We start from the raw sequence: 15,112 nt of genomic DNA, 5'->3' as shown, positions 1-15,112 counted from the left end.
CAATGAATCGTCGCACCCTGCTCGGCGCCGCCCTCGCCACGCCCTTCCTCGCCCGCGCGGCGATGGCGGCGGATGCGGTGAAGATCGGCGTCTTCAACGTTTCCTCCGCGCTGCCCTTCTACGTCGCGCGGGAGCGCGGCTTCTTCACCGAGGCTGGGCTGGCGGTAGAGGCCGTGCCGCTGCAGGCCGCGCCGCTGATCGTGCAGGCGATGGTGGCGGGCGACCTCGACGGCGCCTCCAACCTCGTGACGCTGGAGGGCGCAAACATCAACGCCCGCCGCGCGAACACGGCGATCTACTTCGCGCTGAACGGCCAGAGCGACCGCTTCCGGATGGAGCAGTTCGTCGTGCGGCCGGGCTGGAACGCGACCACCCTGCGCGACCTCAAGGGCGCGAAGATCCTCTCTGCCCCCGGGCCTGCCAACATGTCCGCCGCGCGCGCCGTGCTCGCTTCCGTCGGACTCCAGGAGGGGCGCGACTACACGCTGTCGGAGCAACAGATGGGCGTGCATGTCGGCGCCCTGGCGGCCGGCACCTTCGACGCCGCCTATACGCTGGAGCCGCAGGCCACCATTGCCGAGCGTCAGGGCGCCGCGCGGCGGCTGGAGGCGGGGGTGATCGCCACCCACCTCATCGGCCGCCCCGATGCGCAGGCCTGGGCGGCCGGCGCCGCGCTGACGGGCAAGTTCCTCGATGCCAAGCCGGAGGTCGCGGCGCGCTTCGCCGGTGCCTGGGGCAAGGCCTGCGCCACCATCAAGAGCGATCCCTCCGTGCGCGACCTGCTGGTGCCCTTCATGCAGACCTCCGCGGAGCTCGCGCCGACCATCCCGCTGGTGAACTTCGCGATGGTGAAGGACATGTCCCCGCAGGAGGTCGCGGACTTCCAGAAGTTCGTGGACCTCGCCGTCGCCCAGGGCGTCGTGCGGAGCGCGATCGACGTGAAGCTCTTCCTGCGGCCCCTGTGAACGTCATCTCCCCCCGGGAGGCCGCGGTCAGCGTCCGCGGCCTCTCCAAGGCCTTCCGTGGCCAGCCCGTGCATGCCGGGCTGGACCTGGACCTTCGCCGCGGCGACATCCTCTCGGTCTTCGGGCCGAATGGCTGCGGAAAGTCCACGCTCATCAACATGATGGCGGGGTTGCTGGAGGCCGATTCCGGCACCGTGCTGTTCGATGGCCGCACGGTGCGGGAGGCCCGCATCGGCTATGTCTTCCAGAACTATCGGGAGGCGCTGCTTCCCTGGAAGCGCGCGGCCGACAACATCCGCTATCCGCTGCGCCTGATGCGCCAGCCGCGCTCGCAGGTGGAGCGGCGGCTGGAGGCGCTGGTCGCCGCCTTCGACGTGCGCTTCGACCTCAACCGCTACCCCTATGAGCTCTCCGGCGGGCAGCAGCAGCTCGTCTCGGTCATGCGCGCCCTGGCGGTGGAGCCGGAGGTGCTGTTCCTCGACGAGCCCTTCTCGGCGCTCGACTACGAGACGACCCTCTCCCTACGGGAACTCCTCGGTCGCGTGCTGAAGGAGAACCGCATCACGGCCATGCTCGTCTCCCACGACCTCGAGGAGTCCATCGCTCTGTCGGACCGCGTGCTGATGCTGACCCGCAGGCCCTCCCGCATCGTGGACGACGTGCCCGTGCCGCTGGCCTGGCCACGCGATGCCGCGACGCTTTCCTCTCCCGAATTCGTCGCGATCAAGCGGCGTTGCCTCGATGTCTTCACCGCCGCCGTGCGCTCGCGGCCGGAAGCCGCCTGATGCGCGCGCTGCTTCCGCCCGTCCTCGGCGCGCTCGCCTTCATCGCGCTCTGGCAGGTGGCGGTGCTGCTCGGCGTGGCAGACCCGGTGCTGCTGCCCTCGCCGGCCGAGACGGCGCGCGACACCTGGGCGGCGCTCTCGACGGGCACGCTGGCGCATGACCTCTGGCGCACGGTCGCGCGCACGCTGCTCTCCTTCGCCATCGCCTCCGCCATTGGTGTGCCGCTGGGCGTCGCGCTCGGTGCGCGGGAACGCCTCTACCGCGCCGTGGAGTTCGTGGTGGACTTCTTCCGCTCCACCCCGGCCTCCGCCTTGTTCCCGCTCTTCCTCGTGCTCTTCGGCACGGGGGAGGCGACCAAGATCGCGGTGGCCGCCTTCGGCGCGGCCCTCGTGATCCTCTTCAACGCCGCCTACGGCGTGATGAACGCCCGCCGCACCCGCGTGCTGGCCGCGCGCGTGATGGGCGCGGGGCCGGCCCGCATCCTGGTGGACGTGCTCGTCTGGGAGGCCCTGCCGCAGATCCTCGTCGGCATGCGCCAGGGCGTGTCGCTGGCGCTGGTCATCGTCGTGGTGGCGGAGATGTTCATCGGCTCCACCGACGGCCTCGGCCAGCGGGTGATCAACGCGCAGATGCTGTTCGAGAGCGGGCTGATGTACGGCGCCATCTTCGTCGCTGGCGCGCTCGGCTACGCGCTCAACCTTCTTTTCCTCCTGATGGAGAAACGCTTCGTCCACTGGTCTGGGAAGTAATCGCGGCGTCGTTCCGCCATCCCCGGCCAAACCTCCGTTGCCGCCGGCCGTTCTATCGGGCGCAAGGGTTGGCGTCATGCGCCAGCCCCGCTGCCGTTTGGCAAGGAAGGAATGCGACATGGCCGAAGCAACGCACCGCAGGGTTGCGATCCTGGCGACGGATGGGGTCGAGCGGGTTGAACTGACCGAACCGCTGAAGGCCCTGAAAGAGGCGGGGATGGATGCGGCCGTGGTGTCGTTGAAGCTCGGCGAGATCCAGTCGATGGACGGGGACGTGAACCCCGCCGAGAGGATCGCGGTGGATGTGGAACTGGCCGATGCCCACGCCGACGCCTTCGACGCCCTGGTCCTGCCGGGCGGCACCACCAACCCTGACAAGCTGCGCATGAACGAGGCGGCCGTCGCCTTCGTCCGCGCCTTCACCGAGGCCAGTAAGCCGATCGCGGCGATCTGCCACAGCCCCTGGTCGCTGATCGAGGCCGGGGCGGTGAAGGGGCGGCGCATGACCTCCTACCCCTCGCTCAAGACCGACCTGCGCAACGCCGGGGCGATCTGGGTGGACGAGACCTGCGTGGTGGACGGCAACTTCGTCACCTCGCGGAACCCGCAGGACCTGCCCGCTTTCTGCGAGAAGATGGTTGATGCCGTGTCCCGCACCACGCCGCGGGCGGTGGCGGCCTGATTTTGAGCGGGTGGCGTGGGTGACTCCGGGGAGAGGAAGAAAGAATTCTTCCTCTCCCCGGACCCCCCTCCATCATCTTCTTCTTCAAGTTTAGGGCGGTTCTGCAACCGGTGCGCCTCGGGTCGTGGACCCGAGGCGACTGCACACACAGGAAGAGCACCGGCGAGGAGCCGGCCTCCGATCACCGCACCCGCGAAAGCCAGATGGGGTTCCAAGGGCCTCAGGCCCTTGGCGGGTGAGGTGCCGGAGAGGGCAGAGCCCTCTCTGGCGGTCGCCGAACGGCCCTCAATCCTCCCGCGGCGGCTGATCGCGGCGCCGGCGGGAGAAGACGCTTAAGAATTCGAGCCGCTGGAGCACCACCAGCACCACGATGATCACGGCGAGGGCGGCGAGCCCAATCAGGGGTGAATCAAGCATCCTGCTTCGCCTTCTTCGTTCCGCGCTACCTCATCAACGCGCGCGGACCTCGAAGTTGCGGGCCATCAGGCCCGCCCGTGACAGTGCTTGTACTTCTTGCCGGAGCCGCAGGGGCAGGGCGCGTTGCGGGGCGTGCGGTCCCAGGTGGAGGGATCGTTCGGGTCCACACCATCGGCTACACGGGGGGCTGTGACGGGGGCGGCCGCGCCGTACTCCCCGGCGACCGCGTCATAGCCGAGCAGCGGGTCGCCGGAGTCAGGGGCCGGGTGGCGGGCGTCGAGCACGCTGATCGGCTCCGGGCTGGGCAGCGGCGCGCCGGTGGGGATGTCCACCTGCATCAGCCAGCGCGTGGTCTCCTCCCGCATCTCCGCCAGCATGGCGTTGAACAGGTTGAAGGCCTCGGACTTGTACTCGTTCAGCGGGTCGCGCTGGCCGTAGGCGCGCAGGCCGATGCCCTGGCGCAGGTGGTCGAGGGAGAGGAGGTGATCCTTCCAGACCTTGTCGAAGACCATCAGCAGGATGGACTTCTCCACCTCGCGCATCCGCTCCACGCCGAAGTTCGCGGCGCGGGCGGCGTAGGTGGTGTCGGCGGCCTCGTGCAGGCGCTCGCGGATCTGCGTCTCGTCGATCCCTTCCTCGCGCGCCCAGTCGACGACGGGCAGGTCCAGGCCGAGGACATCACGCACGCGGGACTGGAGCGTATCCATCCGCCACTGCTCGGGATAGGCGTTCTCGGGGATGGCGGCGGCGACCATGTCGTCGATCACCTCGCGGCGCATCTCCGTCACGGTCTCGGAGACGTCGGCGGCGTGCATGAAGGACTTGCGCTGGGCATAGACCTCCTTGCGCTGGTCATTCATGACGTCGTCGTATTTGAGCAGGTTCTTGCGCGTGTCGAAGTTCCGCGCCTCAACCTTCTTCTGCGCCTTCTCCAGCGCCTTGTTGATCCAGGGGTGGACGATCGCCTCCCCCTCCTTCAACCCGAGCTTCTGCAGCATCCCGCCCATGCGGTCGGACCCGAAGATGCGCATCAGGTCGTCCTCGAGGCTGAGGAAGAAGCGAGATGCGCCGGGGTCGCCCTGACGGCCGGAGCGGCCGCGGAGCTGGTTGTCGATGCGGCGGCTCTCGTGCCGCTCGGTGCCGATGACGAAGAGGCCGCCGGAGGCCTTTACCTTCGCGGCGCTCTCCTCCACCTCGCGCTTGATCTCGGCCAGGCGCGCCTCGAACTCGGGGCCCGCGGGCTCGCCGGCGAAGCTCGCGCGCGCCAGCATCTCGGCGTTACCACCGAGTTTGATGTCGGTGCCGCGGCCGGCCATGTTCGTCGCGATCGTCACCGCGCCCGGGCGACCGGCCTGGGAGATGATCGCCGCCTCCTGCTCGTGGTAGCGCGCGTTCAGCACCTGGTGCGGCACGCCCTTCTTCTGCAGAAGGGAGGAGATCAGCTCGGACTTCTCGATGCTGGTCGTGCCGACGAGGCAGGGCTGGCCTCGGTCACGGGCCTCGGCGATCAGGCCGGCCACCGCCTCGTACTTCTCGGCGGCACTGCGGTAGACCTCGTCGTCGGAATCGAGGCGCGACACCGGCAGGTTGGTGGGGATCTCCACCACCTCCAGCTTGTAGATCTCGGCGAACTCGTCGGCCTCGGTTGCGGCCGTGCCGGTCATGCCCGCCAGCTTGGGGTAGAGGCGGAAGTAGTTCTGGAAGGTGATGGAGGCCAGCGTCTGGTTCTCGGGCTGGACCGTCACGCCCTCCTTCGCCTCGAGCGCCTGGTGCAGCCCGTCGGAGTAGCGGCGGCCTTCCATCATGCGGCCGGTAAACTCGTCGATGATGACGATCTTGTCCGCGCGCTCGATGTAGTCCACGTCGCGCGCGAAGAGGGTGTGCGCGCGCAGCGACTGGTTCACGTGGTGGACGACGGTGACGTTCTGAAAATCATACAGATCGCCCTCCTCCAGCAGCCCCACCTCGGTCAGGGCGGCCGAAACGGCCTCGTTCCCCGCCTCGGTGAGGGAGACGGTCTTGTTCTTCTCGTCCTTGTCGTAGTTCTCGGGATTCTTGGCGATCTCCTTCACCACCGCGTTGACGCGGTTGTAGAGGTCGGAGGTGTCGTCGGTGGGGCCGGAGATGATGAGGGGCGTGCGCGCCTCGTCCACCAGGATGCTGTCGACCTCGTCCACGATCGCGTAGTTGAAGGGCCGCTGGACCATCTCGCCCAGGGAGTACTTCATGTTGTCGCGCAGGTAGTCGAAGCCGAACTCGTTGTTCGTGCCGTAGGTGATGTCGCAGGCATAGGCCTCGCGGCGCTGCGGGTCGGTCTTGCCGTAGACGATCGTGTCCGTGGTCAGGCCCAGCCAGGAATAGAGCCGCCCCATCTCCTCGGCGTCGCGGGAGGCGAGGTAGTCGTTCACGGTGACGACATGGACGCCCTTGCCGGTCAGGCCGTTGAGGTAGCAGGGCAGGGTGGCGACGAGGGTCTTGCCCTCGCCCGTCTTCATCTCGGCGATGCGGCCCTCGTGCAGCACCATGCCGCCGATGAGCTGCACGTCGAAGTGCCGCATGCCCAGCACGCGCTTGGAGGCCTCCCGGCAGACCGCGAAGGCCTCGGGCAGCAGGCTGTCCAGCGTCTCGCCCTTGGCAAGGCGCTCGCGGAACTCGGGGGTCTTGGCCTTCAGCTGGTCGTCGGACAGGGCGGCGATGGCGGGTTCGAGCGCGTTGATGGCGGGCACGCGCGCCCGGTACGCCTTCAGCGCGCGGTCGTTCGAGGTGCCGAGGATGGCGCGGGCGAGGCGGGCGAACATAGGGTCAGGAGGTCTCCGGGGCAGGCCTGGGCATCGCCTGGGGGCCGCCACCGGAAGGACCGCGGGGCGGCCGGCAGGAGGGGGGCCTGACAGGGCCCTGCGTGCAGGCGCAGAGATAGGGAAGGGGGGGCGGCGGGTCAACGAATGCCGGGGGGGAAGGGGCTGCAGGACGCCGCCTCGTGATGCCCCGGCCACGCGGCCGCCTTGTGAGCGGGCCCCCCCTCCGCCATGTTGCGCCCCTTTCCGCCGAGGCTTCCCCCCGATGCGCCGCCTTCTCCTCTCCGCCGCCGCCCTCCCCGCCTGCCTGCTCTCGGCCGGGCTTGCCCTCGCCCAGGCGCCGGCGGCACCGCCCGCCTCCGCCGCGCCCCAGGCGGCTTCTCCCCAGCCAGCCGACCCCGTGGTGGCGCGGGTGGAGGGGCAGGAGATCCGCCTCTCCGACGTGCGCGACGCCGCCGCCGAGCTGCCTGACGAGCTGAAGAATGCCCCCCCGGCGATGATCTTCCCCCTAATCGTGGACCAGCTGGTGGCCCAGAAGGCCATCGTCGCCCGCGCCCGCGCCGAGGGGCTGGAGCGGGACCCGGAGGTGCAGCGCCGCATCGCCCGCGCCACCGACCAGGAGCTGCAGCAGGCCCTTCTCCGCCGCGAGGTGGCGCCGGCGCTGACCGAGGGGGCCCTGCGCGCCCGCTACGACCGCGAATCGGCCACCCGCCAGGGCGAGGAGGAGATTCACGCCCGGCACATCCTCGTGCCGACCGAGGCCGCAGCGCGAGAGGCGCTGGAGGAGGTCCGCCGCCCCGGCGCCGACTTCGCCGAGATCGCCAAGCGCCGCTCCACCGGCCCTGGCGCCGAGCAGGGCGGCGATCTCGGCTTCTTCAAGAAGTCCGACATGATCCCTGAATTTGCCGAAGCCGCCTTCGCTCTCCAGCCCGGCCAGATCAGCCCCGCCCCCGTGCGCACCGCCTTCGGCTGGCATGTCATCAAGCTGGAGGAGCGCCGCACGGCGCCGGCCGCCAGCTTCGAGGACAGCCAGGAGGCGCTCCGCCAGTCCGCCTTCGAGGAGACGGTGAACGGCGCGGTCGAGCGCATCCGCAACGCCGCTCGCGTCGAGCGTTTCAACCTCGACGGTTCGCCGATTCGGGCGCCCGGGCTGATGGAGGGCGCGACCCCGCCGGCCGCCGCGCCGGCTCCCTCCTCGGCCCCGCGGCGCTGAGCGGAGGAGGTAGGCGATGGACATCCCCGTCTCCCCCCTCCGGGTCGAGCTGCCGCCCCTGCCGCCGCTGAAGGGCGTGCGGCTGGGCGTCGCCGCCGCCGGCCTGCGCTACCAGGGCCGGCCCGACGTCATGATGATGGAGTTCGCCCCGGGCACGACCGTCGCGGGCGTCTTCACGAGCAACAAGTGCCCCGGCGCCCCGGTGGACTGGTGCCGCACGGCGCTGAAGGGCGAGGCCGCGCGCGCCCTGGTGGTGAATGCCGGCAACGCCAATGTCTTCACCGGCCGGGCCGGCGTGGTGGCCTGCGAGGCGACCGCCGCTGCCGCGGCCTCGCTCGCCGGGTGCGAGACCTCCGAGGTGTTCCTCGCCAGCACCGGCGTCATCGGCCAGGTGATGCCGCACGAGAAGCTGGCCGCCGCCCTGCCGGCGCTGCACGCCTCGCTGAAGGAGACGGGCTGGGCCGATGCCGCGCGCGGCATCATGACCACCGACACCTTCCCCAAGGCGTCCGCCCGCACCGCGACGATCCACGGCACGAAGGTCACGATCCTCGGCGTCGCTAAGGGCAGCGGCATGGTGGCGCCGGACATGGCGACGATGCTGTGCTTCGTGGCCACCGACGCCGCCATCCCCGCCGCTGCCCTGCAATCGGCGCTGCGCCGCGGGGTGGAGGCGAGCTTCAACCGCACGACGGTCGATAGCGACACCTCCACCTCCGACACCGTGCTGCTCTTCGCCACGGGGCAGGCCGGGAACGATCGCGTCTCCGCCTTCCCGGGCGAGGCGCTGGACGATTTCCAGACGCAGCTCGATGCCCTGCTGCTGGACCTCGCCCTGCAGGTGGTGCGGGACGGGGAGGGGGCGCAGAAGCTGGTGAAGGTGACGGTGCGCGGGGCCGTCTCCGACAATTCGGCCAAGCGGGTGGCCATGGCCATCGCCAACTCGCCCCTGGTGAAGACCGCCATTGCCGGCGAGGACGCTAACTGGGGCCGCATCGTCATGGCCGTGGGCAAGGCCGGCGAGCCGGCGGACCGGGATCGCCTCTCGGTCGCCGTCGGCGGCACCTGGATGGCCAAGGACGGTGGCGTGGTCGAGGGCTACGACGAGGGCCCGGTCGTGACCCACATGAAGGGGCGGGAGATCGACATCGAGGTCGATCTCGGCCTGGGCAAGGGTGAGTCCACCGTTTGGACCTGCGACCTGACCCACGGCTACATCGACATCAACGGCTCCTACCGGTCCTGAGGCGATGGCCAGTTCCAACCGGGTCCTGCTCGGCTTGCTCGGCCACCCGATCTCCCATTCCGCCGCTCCGGCGATGATGGAGGCGGCCGGCGCCGCCACGGGGCTCGATGTCCGCTACCACCTGATCGACGTGGCGGGCGCCACGCCCGAGGTCATCGGCCGCATCCTCGACGGGGTGCGGCTGATCGGCTTTGCGGGGATCAATGTCACCTTTCCCTACAAGCAGGCGGTCATCCCCTTCCTCGACGCGCTGGCCCCCGGCGCCCAGCAGGTGGGCGCGGTGAACCTCATCACCGTGCGCGACGGCTGGCTGACCGGCCACAACACCGACGCGACGGGCTTCCTGTCGGGCCTGCTGGGCACGGTGGGGGAGGCGGTGAAGGCTGGCCCCGCCGTGCTGATCGGTGCGGGCGGCGCCGGACGCGCCATCGCATGGTCGCTGGCGAAGGCAGGCGTTCCCGAGGTGCGCGTGGTGGATCAGGACCCCGCCCGCGCCGCCTCCCTTGCCGGGGAGGCCTCGGGCTGGGGTGGCGGGCGCTTCCTGCCGGCTGGCGGCATCGCCGCCGCCATGGAGGGCGCCGTGGGCGTGGTGAACGCCTCCCCCGCCGGGATGCTGCCTGACACCTCCAGCCCCGTGGATCCCACCCTGCTCCGCGGCTCCATGTGGGTGGCGGACGCCGTCTACCACCCGCCCGTAACGCCGCTGCTGGCGGCCGCGACGGCGCTCGGCTGCGCGATCATGCCCGGGCGGGCCATGTCGGTCGGGCAGGCGGAGGACGGCTTCACCCTCTTCACCGGCCGGCAGGCGCCGGCGGGCGTCATCGACGCCGCCTTCGCCGCGCATGTGAAGTAAGCGGCCGCCCCGCGCGGCCTCAGTCTGTCGCGCGGATGCCGAGGCGCTGGACCAGCTCGGTCCAGCGCTCCCGCTCCGTCCGCGCCGCCGCGGCCAGCGCGTTCCCGTCGCCGGCGCGGGGCTCCACCCCCAGGCCGAGCAGCCGTGCCTTGAGATCGGCATCGCCCATGGCGGCATCCGAGGCCTCGGTGATCCGCTGCGCGACGGCGGGCGGCATGTGCGCCGGGCCGAAGATGCCGAACCAGGTCTCGGAGACGAGGCCGGGCAGGCCCGCGGCCTCGCCGGTCGGTATTCCCGGCGCCAGCGGCGTCGGCGCGGCGGAGGTCACGGCCAGTGCCTTGACCGTGCCCGCCTGGATATGGGTTGCCGCCGTGGCCGGCACGTCCAGCAGCACGTGCACGTCGCCCCGCCGCAGCTCGGTATAGACGGCGCCGGTGCCGCGATAGGGCACGTGCACCATTCCGAGATCCGCCAGGCTGTCGAGCAGTGCCCCATTCAGGTGCGGCGTGGTGGCGACGCCCGAGGAGCCGTAGTTCACCCCCCCGCGCCGCGCCTTGGCCCAGGCGATGAAGCCACGGAGATCATTCACCGGCACGGTGGTGGAGACGAGCACGAGCGAGGGCGAGGCGCCGATGAGCGCGAGCGGCGTGAAGTCGGTCTCGACGTTGTAAGGCAGGTTGGCGCCGGTGGCCGGCGCGGTGGAGTGGATGGAGGAGGTGGCGAGCAGCAGCGTCAGCCCGTCCGGCGGCGCGCGCACCACCACCTCGGCCGCCGGGACGCCGCCCGCGCCGGGGCGATTCTCGATGACCACGGTCGTGCCCAGGCGCTGGCCCAGGAGCGGCGCGAAAAGGCGCGACACCGCGTCGGTCGCCCCGCCCGCCGGGAAGGGCACGATCAGCCGCACGGGGCGTGCCTGCGACTGGGCGATAGCCGGCCGCGCGAGGGCGGCGAGCCCCGGCAGGGCAAGGAGGGATCGGCGGTTCATGTGATGGTTCCCTAGAGGTCCCCTGGCCCCGGCTCAGGTTCCGAGCCAGCGGCGCAGGCGGGCGGGTGCCTCGGCCATGTCGGCCTCCGGCCCGCAATAGCTGAAACGCAAGAAACGGGCCCCACGCCCGCTGTCAAAATCGACGCCGGGGGTGGCGGCGATGCCAGCCTCCGCCAGCATGCGCGCGCAGAAGGCCGGGCTGTCATTCGTCAGGTGGCCGATATCGGCCCAGATGTAGAAGGCGCCGTCCGCCTGGGCGATCCGGTCGAAGCCGGCCGCCGGCAGCCCCGCCAGCAGCAGGTCGCGCGAGCGGCGATAGGTGGCGCGGTTCGCCTCCAGTTCGTCCACGCAGTCGAAGGCCGCCTCGGCCGCCACCTGGGCAACGTGGGGGGCGGAGATGAACATGTTCTGCGCCAGCCGCTCTACTGGCCGCACCAGGTCTTCCGGCAGGACGAGCCAGCCGATGCGCCAGCCGGTCATGGAGAAGTATTTCGAGAAGCTGTTCACCACGATCGCGCTCGGCGAGTGCGCGGCCGCCGTTGCCTCCGGCACGTCGTAGGAGAGGCCGTGATAGATCTCGTCCGAGATCAGCCGCACGCCGTTCGCGTGGCACCAGCGCGCGATGGCGGCCAGCTCGTCTGGGGCGAGCATGGTGCCGGCGGGGTTGCAGGGGCTGGCCACGATCAGCCCCGTGGGGCGCGGGTCGAGCGCCTCCAGCATGGCGACGGTGGGCTGGAAGCGGGTGCTGGCGTCGCAGGGCAGGATCTGCGGGACCATGCCGAGGGCGGTCAGGATGTTCACGTAAGGGGGGTAGTAGGGGGCGGCCATGGCCACCCGGTCCCCGGTGTCGAAGGCCGCGAGAAAGGCGAGGGGGAAGGCGCCCGATGCCCCGACCGTCACCGCGATCCGCTCGGCCGGAACCGTCGTGCCGTAATGCTGGGCATAGCGCCCGGCGATCCGCTCTCGCAGCGAGCGCAGCCCGAAGGCCTCCGTGTAGCCCATGGGGTGGCCATCGCGCAGGGCGCGGATGGCGGCCTCGGCCGCGCCGCGCGGGGCACCGGTGCCGGGCTGACCGACCTCCATCCGGAGGATGCCAGGCTCCCCGGGCGCGATGGCGGCAGCGCGCGCGTTGGCGGCGGCGATCACGTCCATGACGAGAAAGGGCGGGGTGTTCGCGCCCCGCCCCACCTTCAGGCCCTGCAACTCACTCGCTTCCGGTGGCGAGACCGAAGCCGCGCGGGTCGGCGACCGCCGAGCAGCGGTCGGCCGTCACTGTGCCCTGGCAGGTGATGGCGACGGCGCGGCCCGGCTCGGGCACCGCCGCGACCGCCTGGGCGAGCGGCGCGCGCCGCCGGAGGTGAAGCCCGGCCGGGATGCCCGCCGCGGCCGGCGCCGCGCCCTGGCCCGAGCCCGCGCCGGCGTAGCGCATCGCCTTCACGCTGAGATTGGCGACCAGGATCGCCCCCAGCGGCGGCGCCTGCACGCTGCCCATGTTCGGCGCGGCGGCCAGCAGGAAGCCCATGCCCGGCACCATCCGCCCGGTGCCGAAGAGGTTGTTCATGGTGAAGGCGCAGGCCACCGCGCCGCCCTCCCGGTCCTGCACCACAAGGGAGGTGCTGGCGCCGAAGCTTCCGCCCGCGACGGGCGCAGCCTGCCCGGCGGCGGCGGCGCGGAAGGCCGCCAGCGTCGCCCCGCCATCCACCGAGGCTGGCAGCACGGCAAGCGTATCGTCGCCGAGCCGTTCCTGCACGGGCGTCACCGCCTGGGGCACGGCGGCGCGCATCTCGGGCACGGTGAGAGAGCCGCCGGCCGCCGCGCTGCCCTCCTCCACGCGGCGGGCAAGGCCGCCCTGGTGGAAGTCGCCAACCCCGGCCGTGCGGATCTGGCCGAGCGTGGTGGCGAGGTCGGACTGGGTTAGCTGGTCGCCCTCGCCGAGCCCGCCGCTCGTGCCACCGAAAGCGGCGCGGGTGACGGGATCGGCCATCAGGGGCGCCGAGACCGCCGCGAAATCGGCCGCGAGCGCGCGCGAGACGGGGGTGCCGAGCCGCGCCAGGCGCTCGGCCGGGGCGATGGTGGCCTCAAAGGGCAACCGGCCCTCGCGGGCATGCAGGGCGAAGAGGCCGCGCGCCATCATCGGCACCGCCGCCGGCCGGTCCGCCCCGCGCGGCACGCCGATGCGCGCGCCCGGCTGGAAGAGGAAGGCCTCGATCTCGTTGCGGCGCGCGTCGTAGCCGAGGCAGGCGCCGCCGCCGCCGAGTCCGGCGCGGGAGGGGAGGGTGACGGAGAGCGCGAAGCCCGCCGCGACAGCCGCATCGGCAGCCGAGCCGCCGGCCGAGAGGATGTCGCGCGCGACGAGCGCCGCGCGGGGGTCCTCCGCCGCCACATTGCCGAGGAAGCCGCGGACATAGCCCTGCTGCCCCGGCTGGAGGGAGGGGCCGCCGGTCAGGGCGTTGCTCACCCGGTCCACGGTGGAGCAGCCCGCGAGCGCCACCAGCGCCAGCAGGGCCGCCGCGGCCGGATGGCGGGCGGTGGCGCCCCGGGCGAAGCCGCTCTTGCCTGCCATATGGTCCCGCGACCTCCCTGCCGCCGTGATCGTCATCGCCGCGTTCCTGGCACCGGCCGCGCCCTGGACGCAAGGGGGCGGGGGCGGCCGCGGGGGCGGAAACGGGAACCTTCCGGCCCGGACAGGGGCTGAAATGCGGGTTCCAGGGCGAGCGCGGCCGGCGGCTGTGACCGGCGCCGTGCCGTGATAGGCTTGGGCCCAGGGACGGCCGGCCGCCACCGCCGGCGAGAGGACGGGTATCGATGAAGCGCATCCTGATGATCGGGGCATTCCTGGCCCTCTGCACGCCCTGGGGCCCCGGGCCGGCCCAGGCGCAGGAGGCGCCCGGCTTCACCCCCCGCCAGCGGGAGGAGATCGTGGGCATCCTGCGCGAGGCGCTGCGGACCGACCCCTCCATCCTGCGCGACGCCATCGGGGCCATGCAGGAGGCCCAGCGGAACGAGCAGGAAGGCGCCCGCCGCGCCGCGCTGGCCGCCAGCCGCGACGCGCTGTTCAACGACGCGCGCGACCCCATCAAGGGCAACCCGCGGGGAGACGTCACCATCGTCGAGTTCTTCGACGCCCGCTGCACCTACTGCAAGGCGCTCTACCCGAACATGCAGGCACTCCTGCAGCGGGACGGCAACATCCGGGTGGTGATGAAAGACCTGCCGATCCTCGGGCCCAACAGCGTCCTCGCCAGCCGCGCGCTGCTCGCCGCCCAGCGCCAGGGCAAGTACGAGCCGCTCTACGACGCCTTGCTGAAGCTGCGCACCGAGCCAACCGAGGCGGTGATCCAGGCCGAGGCCCAGCGCGCCGGCCTCGACTGGCCGCGCCTGCGCCGCGACATGGAAGACCCCGCCATCCAGGCCCGGCTGGAGGCGAACATCGCGCTCGCCCAGCGCCTGCAGCTGGAGGGCACGCCGGCCCTCGTCATCGGCGACACGTTGGTGCCCGGCGCGGTGGAGTTGCCCGAGTTGCAGCGCCTGGTGGCGGAGGCCCGTCGCCGTGGCTGACGCGGACGGCAAGGGCCCCGAGCACGCGCGGGAGGAGGGGGCGGGCCTCGCCACCGATTTCTCCCGCCGCATGTCCTACGGCGCCTATCTCGACCTCGACACGCTTCTTTCCGCGCAGAAGCCGCTGTCGGAGCACCACGACGAGCTGCTCTTCATCGTCATCCACCACGTCCAGGAACTCTGGATGAAGCTCATCATCCGCGAGCTGGAGGTGGCGACGGCCTGCGTGCGGGTGGGCGACCTGCGCCCGGCCTTCAAGGGACTGGCCCGTGTCTCCCGCATCCAGCGCCAGCTCGTGGAGGCCTGGGACGTGCTCTCGACCATGACGCCGGCCGACTACCTCGCCTTCCGCGACGTGCTCGGCCAGTCCTCGGGCTTCCAGTCCTGGCAGTACCGGCTGATGGAGATCCTGCTGGGCGCACGGGACGAGTTCATGCTCAAGCCCCACGCGCATGACGCGGCGCTGACCGCGCGGCTGCGCGCCGCCTTCGACGCGCCGTCCCTGTATCAGGAGGCGCTGCGCCTGGTGGCACGCCGTGGCATCCCGGTTCCCGATTCCGTGCTGATCGCCAACCCCTCGGAGCGCCATGTCGAGAACGAGGGGGTGGTGGAGGCCTGGGCGGTCATCTACCGCAACAGCAACGAGTATTTCGACCTCTACGAGCTAGCCGAGGAACTGGTGGACCTGGAGGACGCCTTCCAGCAGTGGCGCTTTCGCCACGTGACCACGGTGGAGCGCGTCATCGGCATGCGGACGGGCACCGGCGGCTCGGCCGGCGTTGCCTATCTGCGGCGAGCGCTGGAGCGCCGTTTCTTCCCTGAGTTGTGGACGGTGCGCGGCCGCCTCTAGCCGCGCGACCCCGG

Annotated in this window: 14 protein-coding genes; 9 read left to right on the top strand and 5 right to left on the bottom strand. The window is 71.5% G+C overall.

Features of this window, described 5'->3' with window-relative positions:
• Nucleotides 1-2: 2 nt before the first annotated feature.
• The 4 genes from BO39_RS03775 (at nt 3) to BO39_RS03760 (ending at nt 3,181) form a co-directional block, all read left to right on the top strand.
• Nucleotides 3-965 carry an ABC transporter substrate-binding protein gene (locus BO39_RS03775; RefSeq protein WP_043830158.1) on the top strand — a complete coding sequence of 321 codons (963 nt, stop codon included), beginning with the start codon at nt 3-5 and terminating at the stop codon, nt 963-965.
• Nucleotides 962-1,750 carry an ABC transporter ATP-binding protein gene (locus BO39_RS03770; RefSeq protein ID WP_043830156.1) on the top strand — a complete coding sequence of 263 codons (789 nt, stop codon included), beginning with the start codon at nt 962-964 and terminating at the stop codon, nt 1,748-1,750. The genes BO39_RS03775 and BO39_RS03770 overlap by 4 nt, the downstream gene beginning before the upstream one ends.
• The gene (locus BO39_RS03765) at nt 1,750-2,499 is read left to right on the top strand and encodes an ABC transporter permease (RefSeq protein ID WP_043830154.1); all 750 of its coding nucleotides are present in this window, start codon (nt 1,750-1,752) and stop codon (nt 2,497-2,499) included. Before BO39_RS03770 ends, BO39_RS03765 begins: the two co-directional genes overlap by 1 nt.
• Before the next feature lie 118 nt (nt 2,500-2,617).
• On the top strand, nt 2,618-3,181 hold the full coding sequence (locus tag BO39_RS03760; RefSeq protein WP_043830153.1) for a type 1 glutamine amidotransferase domain-containing protein: 564 nt from the start codon (nt 2,618-2,620) through the stop codon (nt 3,179-3,181).
• 285 nt (nt 3,182-3,466) lie between these two features.
• On the opposite strand, the gene BO39_RS34910 is transcribed toward BO39_RS03760, so the two are convergent.
• Together BO39_RS34910 and secA are read right to left on the bottom strand one after the other, a co-directional pair.
• A complete protein-coding gene (locus BO39_RS34910) occupies nt 3,467-3,598 on the bottom strand; it encodes a hypothetical protein (protein WP_281175523.1) in 132 nt (43 codons plus the stop codon).
• A 65-nt stretch (nt 3,599-3,663) separates the two neighbouring features.
• Nucleotides 3,664-6,396, bottom strand: a complete 2,733-nt coding sequence (gene secA / locus BO39_RS03755; protein WP_043830151.1) for a preprotein translocase subunit SecA — start codon at nt 6,394-6,396, stop codon at nt 3,664-3,666.
• 262 nt (nt 6,397-6,658) lie between these two features.
• On the opposite strand from secA, the gene BO39_RS03750 reads away from it, so the two are divergent.
• The 3 genes from BO39_RS03750 to BO39_RS03740 are packed head-to-tail and all read left to right on the top strand — an operon-like array spanning nt 6,659 to nt 9,705.
• Nucleotides 6,659-7,606, top strand: a complete 948-nt coding sequence (locus BO39_RS03750) for a peptidylprolyl isomerase (RefSeq protein ID WP_043830149.1) — start codon at nt 6,659-6,661, stop codon at nt 7,604-7,606.
• Between the two features lie 16 nt (nt 7,607-7,622).
• Nucleotides 7,623-8,852, top strand: a complete 1,230-nt coding sequence (gene argJ, locus BO39_RS03745) for a bifunctional glutamate N-acetyltransferase/amino-acid acetyltransferase ArgJ (RefSeq protein WP_043830147.1) — start codon at nt 7,623-7,625, stop codon at nt 8,850-8,852.
• 4 nt (nt 8,853-8,856) lie between these two features.
• Nucleotides 8,857-9,705, top strand: coding sequence for a shikimate dehydrogenase (locus BO39_RS03740; RefSeq protein WP_043830145.1), 849 nt, complete (start codon nt 8,857-8,859; stop codon nt 9,703-9,705).
• A 19-nt stretch (nt 9,706-9,724) separates the two neighbouring features.
• On the opposite strand, the gene BO39_RS03735 is transcribed toward BO39_RS03740, so the two are convergent.
• From BO39_RS03735 to BO39_RS03725, 3 genes are read right to left on the bottom strand one after another with little or no spacing between them, the layout of a single operon-like run.
• The gene (locus BO39_RS03735; protein ID WP_043830144.1) at nt 9,725-10,690 is read right to left on the bottom strand and encodes a Bug family tripartite tricarboxylate transporter substrate binding protein; all 966 of its coding nucleotides are present in this window, start codon (nt 10,688-10,690) and stop codon (nt 9,725-9,727) included.
• Nucleotides 10,691-10,723: 33 nt separating this feature from the next.
• Nucleotides 10,724-11,842: a pyridoxal phosphate-dependent aminotransferase gene (locus tag BO39_RS03730; RefSeq protein WP_052401465.1), complete on the bottom strand. Its 1,119-nt coding sequence runs from the start codon at nt 11,840-11,842 to the stop codon at nt 10,724-10,726.
• Between the two features lie 52 nt (nt 11,843-11,894).
• Nucleotides 11,895-13,289, bottom strand: coding sequence for a gamma-glutamyltransferase (locus BO39_RS03725; protein WP_052401425.1), 1,395 nt, complete (start codon nt 13,287-13,289; stop codon nt 11,895-11,897).
• 206 nt (nt 13,290-13,495) lie between these two features.
• On the opposite strand from BO39_RS03725, the gene BO39_RS03720 reads away from it, so the two are divergent.
• Nucleotides 13,496-14,248: a DsbA family protein gene (locus BO39_RS03720; protein WP_043830143.1), complete on the top strand. Its 753-nt coding sequence runs from the start codon at nt 13,496-13,498 to the stop codon at nt 14,246-14,248.
• The gene (kynA, locus tag BO39_RS03715; protein WP_043830142.1) at nt 14,241-15,098 is read left to right on the top strand and encodes a tryptophan 2,3-dioxygenase; all 858 of its coding nucleotides are present in this window, start codon (nt 14,241-14,243) and stop codon (nt 15,096-15,098) included. The genes BO39_RS03720 and kynA overlap by 8 nt, the downstream gene beginning before the upstream one ends.
• Nucleotides 15,099-15,112: the final 14 nt, after the last annotated feature.

Origin of the sequence: Roseomonas aerilata DSM 19363 (assembly GCF_000711725.1) — a bacterium.
In the GTDB taxonomy this organism is placed as follows: Bacteria; Pseudomonadota; Alphaproteobacteria; order Acetobacterales; family Acetobacteraceae; genus Roseomonas; species Roseomonas aerilata.
The sequence above is the reverse complement of the archived record's forward strand: the minus strand, read 5'-3'. Positions and strand labels throughout refer to the sequence as shown.